The sequence below is a fragment of the Paracoccus sp. MA genome, assembly GCF_020990385.1.
Lineage (GTDB): Bacteria > Pseudomonadota > Alphaproteobacteria > Rhodobacterales > Rhodobacteraceae > Paracoccus.
This window is the reverse complement of sequence record NZ_CP087597.1, coordinates 231,253-245,667: the sequence shown is the minus strand read 5'-3', so window position 1 is coordinate 245,667 and position 14,415 is coordinate 231,253. Positions and strand designations below refer to the sequence as shown.

Annotated in this window: 12 protein-coding genes and 3 pseudogenes; 7 read left to right on the top strand and 8 right to left on the bottom strand. The window is 65.4% G+C overall.

Annotated features, from left to right (window positions below; genetic code table 11):
- Positions 1 to 6: 6 nt before the first annotated feature.
- Complete coding sequence (gene mhpT / locus LOS78_RS01235) at positions 7 to 1,215, bottom strand: 3-(3-hydroxy-phenyl)propionate transporter MhpT (protein WP_230376521.1); 1,209 nt, start codon at positions 1,213 to 1,215, stop codon at positions 7 to 9.
- A 53-nt stretch (positions 1,216 to 1,268) separates the two neighbouring features.
- Positions 1,269 to 1,745 (bottom strand): MarR family winged helix-turn-helix transcriptional regulator, encoded by a 477-nt coding sequence (locus LOS78_RS01230; RefSeq protein ID WP_230376519.1) that lies wholly within the window; start codon positions 1,743 to 1,745, stop codon positions 1,269 to 1,271.
- Between the two features lie 139 nt (positions 1,746 to 1,884).
- Between LOS78_RS01230 and LOS78_RS01225 the strand changes: the two genes are divergently transcribed.
- From LOS78_RS01225 to LOS78_RS01210, 4 genes and pseudogenes are all read left to right on the top strand, one after another.
- Complete coding sequence (locus tag LOS78_RS01225; RefSeq protein ID WP_230376518.1) at positions 1,885 to 3,336, top strand: aldehyde dehydrogenase; 1,452 nt, start codon at positions 1,885 to 1,887, stop codon at positions 3,334 to 3,336.
- Positions 3,337 to 3,417: 81 nt separating this feature from the next.
- Positions 3,418 to 4,245: a p-hydroxycinnamoyl CoA hydratase/lyase gene (locus tag LOS78_RS01220; protein WP_230376517.1), complete on the top strand. Its 828-nt coding sequence runs from the start codon at positions 3,418 to 3,420 to the stop codon at positions 4,243 to 4,245.
- Between the two features lie 24 nt (positions 4,246 to 4,269).
- Positions 4,270 to 5,757: an AMP-binding protein gene (locus tag LOS78_RS01215; RefSeq protein WP_230376516.1), complete on the top strand. Its 1,488-nt coding sequence runs from the start codon at positions 4,270 to 4,272 to the stop codon at positions 5,755 to 5,757.
- A gap of 221 nt (positions 5,758 to 5,978) precedes the next feature.
- A pseudogene (locus LOS78_RS01210) lies at positions 5,979 to 6,142 on the top strand (IS5/IS1182 family transposase); the annotation flags it as partial.
- A 159-nt stretch (positions 6,143 to 6,301) separates the two neighbouring features.
- Here the strand turns inward: LOS78_RS01210 and LOS78_RS01205 are convergent.
- From LOS78_RS01205 to LOS78_RS01195, 3 genes are all read right to left on the bottom strand, one after another.
- Positions 6,302 to 8,131, bottom strand: a complete 1,830-nt coding sequence (locus tag LOS78_RS01205; RefSeq protein ID WP_230376515.1) for an SLC13 family permease — start codon at positions 8,129 to 8,131, stop codon at positions 6,302 to 6,304.
- 574 nt (positions 8,132 to 8,705) lie between these two features.
- Positions 8,706 to 9,005, bottom strand: a complete 300-nt coding sequence (locus LOS78_RS01200) for a CcdB family protein (RefSeq protein WP_230376510.1) — start codon at positions 9,003 to 9,005, stop codon at positions 8,706 to 8,708.
- Entirely contained in the window at positions 9,005 to 9,235 is a 231-nt protein-coding gene (locus tag LOS78_RS01195) for a type II toxin-antitoxin system CcdA family antitoxin (protein ID WP_230376509.1), read from the bottom strand. The genes LOS78_RS01200 and LOS78_RS01195 overlap by 1 nt, the downstream gene beginning before the upstream one ends.
- On the opposite strand from LOS78_RS01195, the gene LOS78_RS01190 reads away from it, so the two are divergent.
- Entirely contained in the window at positions 9,234 to 9,461 is a 228-nt protein-coding gene (locus tag LOS78_RS01190) for a hypothetical protein (RefSeq protein ID WP_230376508.1), read from the top strand. The two genes, LOS78_RS01195 and LOS78_RS01190, sit on opposite strands and share 2 nt — an antisense overlap.
- A gap of 192 nt (positions 9,462 to 9,653) precedes the next feature.
- A pseudogene (locus tag LOS78_RS01185) lies at positions 9,654 to 10,361 on the top strand (type I restriction-modification system subunit M N-terminal domain-containing protein); the annotation flags it as partial.
- 240 nt (positions 10,362 to 10,601) lie between these two features.
- Here LOS78_RS01185 and LOS78_RS01180 read toward each other — a convergent pair.
- Positions 10,602 to 10,799 (bottom strand): annotated as a pseudogene (locus LOS78_RS01180) (transposase); the annotation flags it as partial.
- A 224-nt stretch (positions 10,800 to 11,023) separates the two neighbouring features.
- On the opposite strand from LOS78_RS01180, the gene LOS78_RS01175 reads away from it, so the two are divergent.
- A protein-coding gene (locus LOS78_RS01175; protein WP_371824702.1) for an IS5 family transposase occupies positions 11,024 to 11,739 on the top strand; the annotation gives its coding sequence in 2 pieces (ribosomal slippage) (positions 11,024 to 11,344 and positions 11,347 to 11,739; 714 coding nt in all).
- Positions 11,740 to 11,846: 107 nt separating this feature from the next.
- Here the strand turns inward: LOS78_RS01175 and istB are convergent.
- Together istB and istA are read right to left on the bottom strand one after the other, a co-directional pair.
- Complete coding sequence (gene istB / locus LOS78_RS01170; RefSeq protein ID WP_024843951.1) at positions 11,847 to 12,575, bottom strand: IS21-like element ISPkr1 family helper ATPase IstB; 729 nt, start codon at positions 12,573 to 12,575, stop codon at positions 11,847 to 11,849.
- Positions 12,505 to 14,073 (bottom strand): IS21 family transposase, encoded by a 1,569-nt coding sequence (gene istA / locus LOS78_RS01165; RefSeq protein WP_028717560.1) that lies wholly within the window; start codon positions 14,071 to 14,073, stop codon positions 12,505 to 12,507. Before istA ends, istB begins: the two co-directional genes overlap by 71 nt.
- Between the last annotated feature and the right edge of the window lie 342 nt (positions 14,074 to 14,415).

Here is a 14,415-nt window from a genome sequence, read left to right as displayed (position 1 = left end):
TCCGGCTCAGGCAGGTTGTGCGGCGGCCCGGCGGCGCATCAGCAGCACCACCGTGGTCAGGCCGGCGACCAGCGTGATCGGCACCAGCGCCACCATCACGTCCGAGGGCGTGAAGCCCGCCGCAACCAGCGCACCCGCCAGCAGCGGCCCGGCGATAGAGCCCAGCCGGCCGACGGCGACCGCGGTGCCGACGCCGGTGCCGCGGATCTCGAACGGGTAGCATTGCGGCGCGATGCCGTAGAGGATGGCCTGCACGCAGAGGATCGCGCCCCCGACCAGCGCGCCGCCGATCAGCATCAGCGCCAGGTTCGCGGGCAGCATCGCCAGCATCAGCAGGGCCGCGGCCGCGGCGGCAAAGCACAGGGCCACCGGGCCGACAGGCCGGGCGCGGTCCAGCATGCGGCCGCCGATCAGGCTGCCCAGGACGCCGCCGATGTTGAACAGTATCTGCACCGTCGAGGCTTCCGAACGCTCAAGCCCGCGCGACACCAGAAGCTGCGGCATCCAGTTCAGCAGCAGATAGACGACCAGCAGACCCAGGAAGAAGGACAGCCACAGCGCCGCCGTGGTGGCCAGCGTGCCCGGCGCGAAGACCTGCGACAGCGCGCCGGTGGCGGATTTCACCTCGGCCTTCACCACCGCCAGCGGCGGCAGCATGAATTGCACGAAGGGCACCAGGATCAGCGGCAGGATGCCGCCCACCAGGAAGATCGTATGCCAGTCGCCGCCATGCAGGCCCAGCATCGACACGCCGCTGGCGATGGCGCCGCCCAGGGGAATGCCGGCATACATGATCGAGACCGCCTTGCCGCGATTGGCCGGATTGGTCGATTCCGCGGCGATGTTGACCAGGTTCGGCAGCGCCCCGCCCAAGCCGATGCCGGTCAGGAAGCGCATGACGACCAGCTGCTCGAAACTGGCGGTATAGGCGGTGGCGATGGAAAAGACGCCAAAGGCCACCAGCGCGATCGCCAGCCCGGTGCGGCGACCCCAGGCATCGGCGATGCGCCCGCCGGCCAGCGCGCCGAAGATCAGCCCGAAGGTGGCCGAGGAAAAGAACAGCCCGATCTGTTGCGGCGTCAGGCTGAAGGCGGGGGCCAGCTTCGGCACGGCGACTCCGGCGGCCTGCAGGTCGAAGCCCTCGATGACGGCAGCCAGAAAGGCAAGCGTCAGCGCCCGCCCCCCGCCGTGGCGGTGGTCAGTGATGGTCTGCATGGATTCCTCCCTTGGGCGGGGCCTCTTCTCCCCGCGAATGATGCGGCGGGGGCCTAGCCCTCGCCGTCCTCTCTCCAGATGATGGCCAGCATGCGGCGCAATTCAGCGCGTTCAGCCGGGGTCAGACCGGCCAGCATCCTGTCCTCATGCGCGCCGACCAGACCCAACATGCGCTGCGCCTCTTCCCGGCCTTTGGCGGTCGGGAACAGGCGCTGGATGCGGTTGTCGTCGGGATCGGCCTCGCGCAGGAACAGCCCGCGCGATTCCAGTTCGGCCAGCACCGACACGATATTGGCGCGCTGCATGCGCAGGATGCGGCAGATCTCGGCCGAGCTGACGCCGGGCCATTCGGTGATGGTCAGCAGCACGCTCATCGACACGGTGCGCAGCCCTGCGGCCTCCAGCGCGGCATTGGCGCCGTGCAGGTCCCAGGACGAGGCGCGCTTCAGGTGATAGCCGATCAGATCGCGCAGCTGCAGGGGCGATTCGGCCCCGGTTTCCTGCGCTTTCTTCAAGGATTCTCCGGACATGCCTGCCTCCCCCGGGGTGTCTTCGATGGCACTGAAAATAATGCTATGCAATATAACAGTCAATCGCTATGTTACATAGCAGTTGGCTTGGTGTGCGATTCGGTTCACGCTGCCGGCCATGCCTTGGAGGAGGAAAAGCATGAGTTTCGTCAGCATGAAGATCGCGGGCGCCGACCGTGTCGCCTCGGACGGCCGCACGTTCCGCCGGCTGAACCCGATCACCGGCGCGGTGGCCAGCGAGGCCCCGGCCGCCAGCGTCGCCGATGCGGTGGCCGCGGCCGATGCCGCAGCGGCCGCGTTCCCGGCCTGGGCCGCGCTGGGTCCCAATGCCCGGCGCGCGGCGCTGTTGAAGGCTGCCGATGCGCTGGCCGCCAAGGGCGACGCCTTCGTTGCCGCCATGGCCGACGAAACCGGCGCGACCGAGCCCTGGGCGCGGTTCAATGTCATGATCGCTTCGTCCATGCTGCGCGAGGCCGCCGCCCTGACCACCCAGGTCGCGGGCGAGGTCATCCCCTCTGACAAGCCCGGCTGCATGGCGATGGCGATCCGAGAGCCGGCCGGCGTCTGCCTGGGCATCGCGCCCTGGAACGCGCCGGTGATCCTCGGCGTGCGGGCCTTGGCGACGCCCTTGGCCTGCGGCAATGCCGTGGTGTTCAAGGCCTCGGAAATCTGCCCGCGCACCCACGGGTTGATCGTCGAGGCGCTGGACGAGGGCGGCTTGCCAGCCGGTCTGGTCAGCCTGGTCACCAACGCCCCCGAAGACGCGGGCGAGATCGTCGGCGCGCTGATCGATCACCCGGCGGTGCGGCGCATCAATTTCACCGGTTCGACCAAGGTCGGCCGGATCATCGCCGAACGGGCGGCGCGGCAGCTGAAGCCTTGCCTGCTGGAGCTGGGCGGCAAGGCGCCGTTCCTGGTGCTGAAGGACGCCGATCTGGACGAGGCGGTCAAGGCCGCGATCTTCGGCGCCTTCTTCAACCAGGGCCAGATCTGCATGTCGACCGAGCGGATCATCCTGGCGCCCGAGATCGCCGATGACTTCGTCGCCCGCTTCACCAAGCGCGCCGCCGCGCTGAAGGCCGGCGATCCGCGCGACGGAAGCGCGCCGCTGGGTGCCGTGGTCGATGCTCATACCGTCGAGAAGGTCACGGCGCTGATCGAGGACGCACGCGGAAAGGGCGCCGAGATCCATTCCGCCGGCGCCGCCGAGGGCGTGCTGATGCCGGCGCAGGTCGTGGACCGCGTGACCGAAACGATGCGCATCGCCACCGAGGAAAGCTTCGGCCCCATGGTCGCGATCTTCCGCGCACGGGACGAAGATGACGCCATCCGCATCGCCAATGCCACCGAATACGGCCTGTCGGCGGCGGTGTTCTCGAAAGACATCGCCCGCGCCATGACGGTCGCGCGGCAGATCAGGTCCGGCATCTGCCACATCAACGGCCCGACCGTGCATGACGAGGCGCAGATGCCCTTCGGCGGCACCAAGGACTCGGGCTATGGCCGTTTCGGCGGCAAGGCCGGCATCGCCGAATTCACCGAACTGCGCTGGATCACCATCGAGACCCAGCCGGGCCATTACCCGCTATAAACCTTCGATCCCCATGCTGCCGGATGCCCGCGCCGAATCCTTCGGCGCGGGCCGGCACCGCACATCCCGAAAGGACCCCCAATGGCAAATGATCACGACACCGTCGCCTATGACATCAAGGATGGCATCGCCTGGCTGCGCTTCAACCGCCCCGACAAGCGCAACGCCATGTCGCCCACCCTGAACCGCGCCATGATGGAGGCGCTGGACGAGCTGGAATTCCGCGAAGACGTCGGCGTGCTGGTGCTGACCGGTGAGGGCTCGGCCTGGACCGCCGGCATGGACCTCAAGGAATATTTCCGCGAGACCGAGGCGCAGGGCCTGAAGGGCACCCGCAAGGCGCAGCGTGAATCCTATGGCTGGTGGCGCCGGCTGCGCTGGTATCAGAAGCCGACCATCGCCATGGTCAACGGCTGGTGCTTCGGCGGCGGCTATGGCCCGCTGTTCGCCTGCGACCTGGCCTTCTGCGCGGACGAGGCGAAGTTCGGCCTGTCGGAAATTAACTGGGGCATCCTGCCCGGCGGCGGCGCGACCAAGGTGGCGGTGGAGCTGCTGCCCTTCCGCAAGGCGATGTATCACGCCATGCTGGGCGAGCCGATCAACGGCAAGACCGCCGCCGACTGGGGGCTGGTCAACGAATCCTTGCCGTTGGCCCAGCTCAAGGAGCGGGTGATCCAGGTCGCGAATATCCTTCTGGAGAAGAACCCGGTCGCTCTGAAGGCGACCAAGGATGCCGTGCGCCGCGTCGGTCTGATGACCTATGACGATGCCGAGGATTACCTGGTCCGCGCCCAGGAAGCGGCCAATTCCTACGACAACGAGGGCCGTAAGGAGGGCATCCGCCAGTTCATCGACGAAAAGAGCTACAAGCCCGGCCTTGGCGCCTATGACAAGAGCCGGCAGGGCTGAAGCCGGGAAAGGGAGGAGGACATCATGCTCGATTTCATCTCGCCCGACCCGGTCGCGCTGCATGCGCGGCTGCGGCCGCAGGCGGTGGCGGCCGTCGATCTGGCGACCGGGCGGCGCTGGAGCTATGACGATCTTGATCGCGACATCCAACGGGCGGTCGCGGTGCTGGCCGCGCGCGGCATAGACCGCGGCGACCGGGTGGCGGCGCTGGCCCGCAACAGCGTGCAGCAGGTCATCCTGCAACAGGCGCTGATGCGCATCGGCGCGATCTTCGTGCCGCTGAACCGGCGGCTGTCGCTGCCAGAGCTGGCGCGGCTGATGCTGGACTGCACGCCGCGCCTGCTGGTCGCCGACCAGGACCTTCCGGACCTGCCGCCGGGCTGCGCCGCGACGACCATGGCGGAATTTGCCGCAGCCCTGGACGCGGCACAGCCCGCGCCGCGCTGCCCGCCGCATTCGGGGCTGGATTGCTGCATCATCCTGTACACGTCGGGCACATCCGGGACGCCCAAGGGGGCGATGCTGACCTCGCAATTCCTGCTGGCGACGGCGGTGAACTTCAACGTCCTGGGCGAGGTGGACACCGGCGCCGTGTTCCTCTGCGACAGCCCGATGTTCCATGTCATCGGCATCGTCACGCAGATCTGGCCACCGCTGCTGCGCGGCGGGCGCATCCTGGTCTCGCCCGGTTTCGACGCCGAGCGGACCAACGACCGGCTGGCCGATGCCGATCTGGCGGTGACGCATTACTTCTGCGTGCCGCAGATGGCCGAGGCGCTGCGCCATGCACCGAACTTCGCCCCCGGCCGCTGGACCCGGCTCAAGGCGCTGTTCACCGGCGGCGCGCCGAACCCGCCCGCGCATATCCGCTGGTGGCTGGATCAGGGCGTGCGCATGGTGGACGGCTATGGCATGACCGAGACCGGCACCACGCTGGGCATGCCGCTGAACCCGGAGCTGATCCGTAACAAGGCCGGCGCCGTCGGCCTGCCGGGGCCGCTGACCACGGTGCGGCTGGTCGACGAGGCGGGCCGCGACGTGCCCGACGGCACCGCGGGCGAGATCCTGATCTTCGGCCTGAACGTCATCCCCGGCTACTGGAACCGTCCCGAGGAACGCGACCGCGCCTTTACCCCCGACGGCTGGATCCGCACCGGCGACATCGGCATCCGCGACGCGGACGGCTTCATCAGCATCGCGGATCGCAAGAAGGACATGTTCATCTCGGGCGGCGAGAACGTCTATCCGGTCGAGGTCGAGGCCGCGCTGGTCGAACATGCCGCCGTGCGCGAAGTCGCCGTAATCGGCATCCCCGATGCGCGCTGGGGCGAGGTCGGCTGCGCCTTCATCGTGCCCGCGCCCGGCAGAGCCCCGACGCCGGAAGAGCTGACCACGCATTGCCAGCGCCTGATCGCCCGTTACAAGGTGCCCAAGCAGTTCCGCATCATCGAAAGCCTGCCCCGCACCGGCTCGGGCAAGGTAATGAAGCATGTGCTGAAACAGGGCATCTGATCACGGGGCGGCATTCAGGGTTTCGGGGACCCCCGCGTCATGTTCGGGGCGCCTCAAACCCGTGATCGGATAAGCCTGCAATCCTTTGAGGGAAAATCACATGGCCATCAGGCCATGTTTTGGAGCGGCGGCGGCGCTTGTCCTGTTGCCCATGACAGCGTTTGCGCAACCGCATTGCAAAGACCTGAAAGGCCGGAGCGATGAGGGCGCGGCGGTTTCGCAAGCGCATCAAGCACGACAAGCGCCGCTACAAACGCCGCATCCGCATCAAGATCATGTTCGGCAGACCCAAGGATTGGCGCCGCGTCGCCACTCGTCACGACAGATATCCAAAGGTCCTCCTCTCCCCATAGCCCTCGCCGCAACTGTCATGTTCCGGCTCTGAAAAGCAATGAGTCTGGACCCTGAAGGCCGCTTCGGGGAATCCGCACAGCAGCGTCCCGCCAAGTGCAAATGGCAGGCATGGGCAGACCTTGCCTGAAGGCGTGCCAGCATTCGCAGCCGTTCGTTTCGACCTTGCAGCGCCCATCGGGTCGCCCTGAAATCACCCCGGATGGAACGGGAAGATCACCGGCACCAGCCCGATCGCGACAGCGAGGACGATGGCGACCAGCGGCATTCCGATCCGCGTGAAATCCCAGAACCTGTAGCCGCCCGGACCTATGACCAGGGTGTTGACAGGCGAGGACACCGGCGTCAGGAAGGCGGCCGATGCCGCCAGCGCCACGGTCATCGCGAAAGGATAGGGCGACACCCCGAGGTCGGAGGCGAGCGCCAGCGCGACCGGCCCCATCAATACCGCGGTCGCCGTGTTCGAGATGAACAGACCCAGCATGGCCGTGGTCACGAAGATCACCGCCAGCGCGGCGCGGGGCGCCGACTCCCCGACCATGATCCGCAGCGCCTCGGCCGCCAGGTCGATGCCGCCCGTCTTCTGAAGCGCCAGCGAGAACGGCAACATGCCGATGATCAGCACCAGGCTCTGCCAGTGGATCGAACGATAGGCCGAGGCCATGTCGACACAGCCGAAAAGCCCCATCAGCAGGCAGCCGATCAGCGCCGCCAGCACGTTGGGGACGATGCCGGTCATCATCATCACGACGACCAGGGCCAGGATGGCGATGGCGGGAACGGCGCGGAAAGGCGCCTCCAGCAATTCGTCGATCTCTCCCGGCAGGGCCAGCACGACCAGGTCCCGGCCCTGATGGACCTGCCGGATGCGGCTCCAGGGACCGACCGACAGCAGCACGTCGCCACCGCGCAGGACGGTCCGCGCATCGACATCCCCGATCGGCTGGTTGTCGCGGCGCAGGCCGACGACCGCAAGGCCATGGACCGACCGGAACCGCGACTGCGCGATGCTTCTGCCGACAAGCGGCGAGTCGGGCGGCACGATCAGCTCGGCCATGCCGATCTCTTGCGCGTGATCGGTGAAGTAGCGCCCCGAGATGGGCAGCCGGCGCAGCCCGTGGCTGCTGCAGAACGCCTCGATATCCGTGCCTTCCCCGAACACGTCCAGGAACAGGGCGTCCTCGGCCTGCAGGATGGTCTCGGCCCGCGGCTGGATCAGCCGCCGGCCATAGGTGGTCGACCGCTCGATGCCCAGGATGTTGATCCCCGCCGTGCCGCGCAGATCCAGCTGGTCCAGCCGCTTGCCGACCAGCCCCGACCGGGCCGACAGCTGCAGGCGGAACTCGCGCCCGGCCAGGCCATAGCTGGCGATCCAGTCGGCAAGCCTTGGCCGGCGGCTGTCCGCAGCCGGGCTTTCCGCCGCCAGCCAGCGCCGGGCGACCAGCATGTAGCCGATCCCCAGCAGCAGGATCGGCAGCCCGAACGGCGTGAAGTCGAAAAAGCCGAAGCCCTGATACCCCTCGCGCCGGAGCAGGCTGTCAAGCACGAGGTTCGGGGCCGTGGCGACCAGCGTCATCATCCCGCTGATCAGCGCCGCCGCGCTCAGCGGCATCATCAGCCGCCCCGGGGCCACCCCGATCTTCGCCGCGATCCGCAGCACGATGGGGATGAAGATCGCGACCACGCCGGTCGAGCTCATGAAGGCGCCGATCCCGGCAGCGGCCGCCATCAGCAGCGTGATCAGCCGCATCTCGGACGCGCCGGCATGGCGCACCAGCAGATCACCGGTGCGCTGCGCGACCCCGGTGCGCACAAGCGCCTCGCCCAGAACGAAAAGTGCCGCGATCAGGATGACATTGGGGTCGCTGAAGCCGGCCAGCGCCTCGTCGAGGGTGATGATGCCGGTCAGCGGCAGCGCCACCAGGGCCAGGATCGCGACCACGTCCATGCGCGGCCGGTTCAGCGCGAACATCGCAATCGCCGCAGCCAGCAGCACCAGGACAATCAGCAGTTCCGTCGCCATCTTCCCGCCTCTCGGACATGTCTCGTTTCCGGCTGCGCGCAGCATGCGGCCGGGCCGACCTTCGGCAAGGCGACCCTCCGGCGTCAAGTCGCCTGCCGGAAAGGCGTGACGCCGCCGTCTTCGGGCCGGCCAGGATTGCCGTTTGGAATGGTCTGCCCGGATCCTGCTCGAATCTCCGCCCGAGGGAGCGCTGCTTCGCCGCGTGACGATGGTCATTCCGGGGGGCCTGTCCTCAGCTGCCGGTCGAGGCCGCGGAAACCTCCCGGCGCAACCAATCCAGATAATCGCTGATCGCGCCCTCGTCTCGCTTGCAATAGGACCATTTCAGGTGCTTGCGCACCGTGATGAATTCCCCCTGCCTGAGAATGTCCAGATGCCTGCCGGCCGTCGGCTGGGCAACCCGATCCACCAAGTGCCGCGAACACATGGTTTATATGGATGTTTGGGATCTGTTTGGTTGCGGGGCGCGCATTGGACACTGTTTCGCAATGTCGAGGGCGCTCAATCTCTCTGCAGCGCATCCATGCCAAGTAAGCTCTCGCAGCGGCACCGATGCACCCCCATTGGTGCGCTCTCAAAATCCCTGATAGAGGAAGTCAAGCGCGCGGGTCACCACTTCGGACTGTCGAGCCAACGTCCCTGCCGGTCGGCGAAGCAGGCTGGTGGGCACGGCAGAGAGAAACTGTGTCGCCATGACATGGGGAATCTCATGGATGTCAAACACGGGGTTGAGGATCGTTGCTGGCCTTGGCGCGTGATCGCGCGGCATCAGGGGCACAACGATCCGCGTGTTCAGATCCGACAGCAGATCGCTTTGTACATCCAGAAGATAGCCGCCCTGGTCCGGATTCCGATACAGATCGAACCGCGCCATCAGAAAGGACGATAGGCTGCCAAGGGCAAGCCTTTTTCATCGACCCAGGCATTCGAAGCGGCCAAGGCTTCCGCATTCTCCTGCCGCCACCGCTCGGCACGCGCTTCATGCACAGCCTGACGCAGCCCTGCTTCGGCGGCACGCGACAGGTTGATGCCGAGTGCGCGAGCATCGCTCAGCAGCGATTGATCGAGTGACAGGTTTGCCGCCCGGCGACCAGATTGGGCCATGATCATCCTCCATATCGCCGGCCAATATATGCGCATGAAAGATGCAAGGCAAGAATGCGCATCATTTCAGTGCGACCTCGCACGGATGACCACCACAATCGCCCGCTCCGGTGTTCATCATCCAGCGCCGGCGCCGGACCCGGTGATCGCACAGCTTGTCGAGCGCCTAGCCAACGAGCGGCACTGGCGGCTGGCCAAAATAGAAGCTCTGATTCGGGATGCGTAATCAGCCGGAATTGGACGATCCTCCTGTGCAAGAAGGTTCCGGCAGGACGGCTAAACGGCGGCGTTCACGACATCGCTGAAATCCCATCTTCAATTCCCGTACGCGCTCCTGAGGGTCAACCTCCCATCACGGCCCCCGTTGAGCATCCTGTGCGCAACTTCTACTGTCGCCGAAAACCGCAAGGGGGACAGGATGCTGACAGGACCGATCCGCAACCAAATCGACCAGATATGGAACGCCTTCTGGTCGGGTGGTGTCTCGAACCCGCTTTCGGTCATCGAGCAGCTGACATTTCTCATGTTCATCAAGCGGCTCGACGACCTGCACACGGTCGAGGAAAGCAAGGCCGAGATGCTGGGCCCGCCGATGGAGCGCCGTATCTTCCCCGAAGGCGCGGACCCCAAGGGTGAACCCTATGACAACCTCCGCTGGTCGCGCTTCAGGAATTTCGAGGCGCGCGAGATGATGCGGATCGTGGACGAACACGTCTTCCCCTTCCTGCGCGCGATGGGCGAGGCGGGTTCCTCTTACGGCACCCATATGAAGGACGCGCGGCTGGGGTTCTCGAACCCCAACCTGCTGGCCAAGGTCGTGCAGATGCTGGACGACATCCCCATGGACGACCGCGACACCAAGGGCGACGTCTATGAATACATGCTGGGCAAGATCGCCAGCGCCGGGCAGAATGGCCAGTTCCGCACGCCGCGCCACATCATTCAGTTGATGGTCCACCTGATGGCGCCGCAGCCCACCGATACGATCTGCGACCCGGCGGCGGGCACCTGCGGCTTTCTGGTCGCGGCCGGCGAATACCTGCGCGACCACCATCCGCAGATGCTGCGCAACCGCGAACAGCGCGAGCATTTCCATAACCGCATGTTCCACGGCTTCGACTTCGACAGCACGATGCTGCGCATCGGCGCGATGAACATGGTGCTGCACGGGGTCGAGAACCCGGACGATCCGCACCAGCCTGTCGGCATCGATCGACAGGGCAACGCTCAACCGCCGCCCGTTGGCCAGCGTGATCTCGATCCGATCGCTGGCCTCCGCCGCTGGCGGCTTGCCCGGGAACTCCGGCTGCGGCTCCGCCGCGATCTCCACCGGCGAAAATGCAGTGGGGCCGCCCTCCAGCAGACCCTTGTGATAAGCCCGGCGCCACTGCGTCAGCAGCGCCCGCGATATCCCGTACCGACGCGCAACCGCAGACCCCTGACGGTGCCCGCGATAGCTCTCCTCGACGATGCGAAGCTTCACCGCATCCGTCCACGTCCGACGTCGGCCAAGCTCGCCCGCCGGAAGGACCTCGAATTGTGAAATGACCTTAGCGCATGACATAACGCATGCCTTAAGTCATGAAGCTAACCCGATGCAGACGGCCCACGGCGGAACCTTACAAGCTAATCGCTGCGGTATCGCTTGTTTCGATGTTGAGCATCGGCGCCGCCTGCGCCCAGGACAGCGCGCAACTGGAACAGTTCCCGATCCGCGACGACTAGGGTCAGGATGCATTGATTTCTGTTGCGCTGCGTGATTCACGCCTCCGAAAACGGAGCGGTGACATGAGCGATCTCTTCTGGCTGACCGACGCGCAGATGGCGCGCCTGGCTCCCTTCTTTCCCAGGTCGCACGGGAAGCCCCGGGTTGAAGACAGACGGGTGCTGAGCGGGATTATTTTCATCAATCGCAATGGCTTGCGTTGGCGCGATGCGCCCGCCGCGTATGGCCCACATAAGACGCTCTACAGCCGGTGGAAGCGTTGGAGCGAAAAGGGCATCTTCGCGCGGATGATGGCCGGGCTGGCAGCGGAACACGGCGAGAAAACGACCGTGATGATCGACGCAACATACCTCAAGGCCCATCGAACGGCGACCAGCATGGCCGCCAAAAAGGGGGGCGTGGTCGCCTGATCGGTCGAACCAAAGGCGGTATGAACACCAAGCTGCACGCCATCTGCGACAGTCAGGGCCGACCGATCGACCTGTTCGTCACCGCTGGACAGGTCAGCGATTATATCGGCGCTCGGGCCCTGCTGAGTGGCCTGCCAAACGTCAAATGGCTACTCGGGGATCGTGGCTATGACGCTGACTGGTTCAGAGAAGCGTTGCAGGACAAGGGGATACGTGCCTGCATCCCAGGCCGGAAGAAACGCAAGACGCCGATCAAATACGATAAGCGGAGATACAAGCGGCGTAACCGCATCGAGATCATGTTCGGCAGGCTCAAGGACTGGAGGCGCGTCGCGACCCGCTATGTGTCAATCGGCACGCAACTTTGACCCCCTTTCGGCGCCCAATAATGACCCCGCTTGGTCAGCACGGGTAGCTGGCCCGATGCGGTGTAGCCTCCATACAGCGCAACCGGATCGGGCCAGCGGCGTCTCGGTCATTCCCGCGTCTTGAAGCGCCAGCTCTCGTTGCCGGTCTCGACGATGTCACAGTGATGGGTCAGTCGGTCGAGGAGCGCCGTTGTCATCTTCGCGTCTCCGAAGACGGTCGGCCATTCGCCGAAGTCGAGGTTCGTCGTCACGATGATCGAGGTGCGTTCGTAAAGGCGACTGATGAGGTGGAACAGGAGCTGGCCACCCGTCTGGGCGAACGGCAGATATCCCAACTCGTCGAGGATCAGGAAGTCGAGGCGGCACAGGAGATCCGCAGTGCGTCCCTGTCGGTCGGCGCGGGCTTCGGCGTCCAGCTTGTTCACCAGGTCCACGACGTTGAAGAAGCGGCCGCGCTTGCCACGGCGGATGCAGGCCCGGGCGATGCTGACGGCAAGGTGGGATTTGCCGGTCCCGGTGCCGCCGATGAGGACGACGTTACGCTGATGCTCGAGGAACTCTCCGGAGGCCAGATCGCGCACCAGCGTTTCGTTTACGGGCGTGTCTTCGAAGCTGAACTCGTCGACTTCCTTGGCCAAGGGCAGCTTGGCGATGGTCATCTGGTATTTGATCGAGCGAGCTTGTTTCTCGCTGATCTCGGCGTTCAGCAGGTCGCCCACGATTTGCTGCGGTTCGTGCTGTCGCTTCACCGCCGTGGCGATGATCTCATCGTAGGCGGCCTTCATGCCGTAGAGCTTCAACTGGCCCATCGCGTCCAGCACCTGTGATCTTTCCATGGCGGGGTCTCCTGAGGCTGTCGTAGCGTTTGCAGTCGGCCACGGGCTCGCAGGTCAGGCGCAACGCGTCCGGCGTGGCGATGGTCAACGGAGGTGGTGGCTCGCGATGTCGGGCCAGGATGTTCAGAACGACCGATGCCGCCGGGGCGCCTTCGGTCAGGGCCTCGACGCAGGCAGCCTCGACGGCTTCCAGTCCATCCGTTGGGATCATGCTCAGGATCTGGACCATCTGACGGTCACCGTTCGGCACGCGCCCCAGCTTACGCTGGACGCGTCGTATCGCCGGCGGCAGTTCCCATTCCTTGAAGGGAGCGCCGTTTCGAAGGGCGCCGGGCTTGCGGGCCAGCACCGGGATGTAGTGCAGCGGGTCATAGATGGCCTTGTCGCGCCCGAAGGCGCGGTCGTGCCGGCCGACGATCTTGCCGTCCTGCCAGACCTCGACCCGCTCGGCATAGGCGCGGATCTCGACCGGACGGCCGACGGCGCGACCATCGACCGAGTAGCGGTTCTTGTCGAACCTAACGAGGCAGGTCTTGGACACCGAGGCCGGCACGGCATGGAATCCGTCGAAAGGGCCGACGTAGGGCACCAGGCTCGCCCGCTCATCCTGGAACACGTCCCAGATTGTCCGATCACGCAATTCCTGGTGCGGATGGGCCTTGGCCCAGGCAATACAGCGATCCTGAAGCCAGGCGTTGAGTTCCGCGTAGCTCTTGAAGCGCGGCCGCGGCACGAAGAACCGCCGCCGGACAACGCCAACCTGGTTCTCTACTTGTCCCTTCTCCCAGCCGGACGCGGGGGTGCAGGCGACGGGATCGACAAGGTAGTGTCCGCACATCTGCTGGAACCGGCGATTATACGCGCGGTCGCGGCCGACGAAGATCGTGTCCACCGCCGTCTTCATGTTGTCGTAGATCCCACGCGCACAGGCGCCGCCGAAGAAGGCAAAGGCCTTGTCATGGGCATCGAACACCATTTCCTGCGTCTCTCGCGGGTAGGCCCGGACGAACAGCATCCGGCTATGACAAAGCCGGACGTGAGCCACCTTCACCGTGGTGGTCACGCCGTCGATCAGAACGACCTCGTGACTCCAGTCGAACTGGTAGGCTTCACCCGGATCGAAGCTCAGTGGCACATAGGCGGCGGCTGACGCTTCCTGCTCCGCCTGCGACCACGAAGCCGCATAGCGTCGGACCGCGTCGTAGCCGCCGTCATATCCGAGGGCCCTGAGCTCTTCGAAAATCCGGATGCGGGTCAGCCGCTCGCGCTTCGGCTTGCGCGCATTCGCCGCCAGCATCTCGTCGAGCTTGCCTTTCCAGGGACCGATCTTCGGCTGCGGTTGGACGGTTCGCTCGTAAGTCATCTCCGTTGCGCCGGACCGGATCACCTTCCGAACCGTGTTCCGCGATACCCGCAGCTCTCGGCAGATATGCTTGATCGACTTCTTGTCCTGGAAATACGCCCGGCGGATCTTCGCAATCGTCTCCACAACCAGCATCCCACACTGTGCCCCCCGATAGCCTCGGAGGCATCATGACCATCAGCGTAAGGGGGTCATTTTTGGAAGCCGATTACCCCGTTACGGGGTCAATTTTGCACGCCGGTTCACACCGCTATGACCGATGCCCCAAGGTCTTCCTCTCAGCCATCGCCCTCGCGGCTCTCGTCATCTATTGGTTATGAATCCTGACCCTAGAAATGCGGCTTGGGACAGGACGGACGGTGTCGGTGAAGGAGATCAGAAGCAGCTTTCTGGGTATCCGTCCTTTGCGTCCCATTCAGATTTGCGGTTTCCGACCTGCGGCTGAGGGGCGATTTTTCTTCTGAAGTTTCAGAAGGG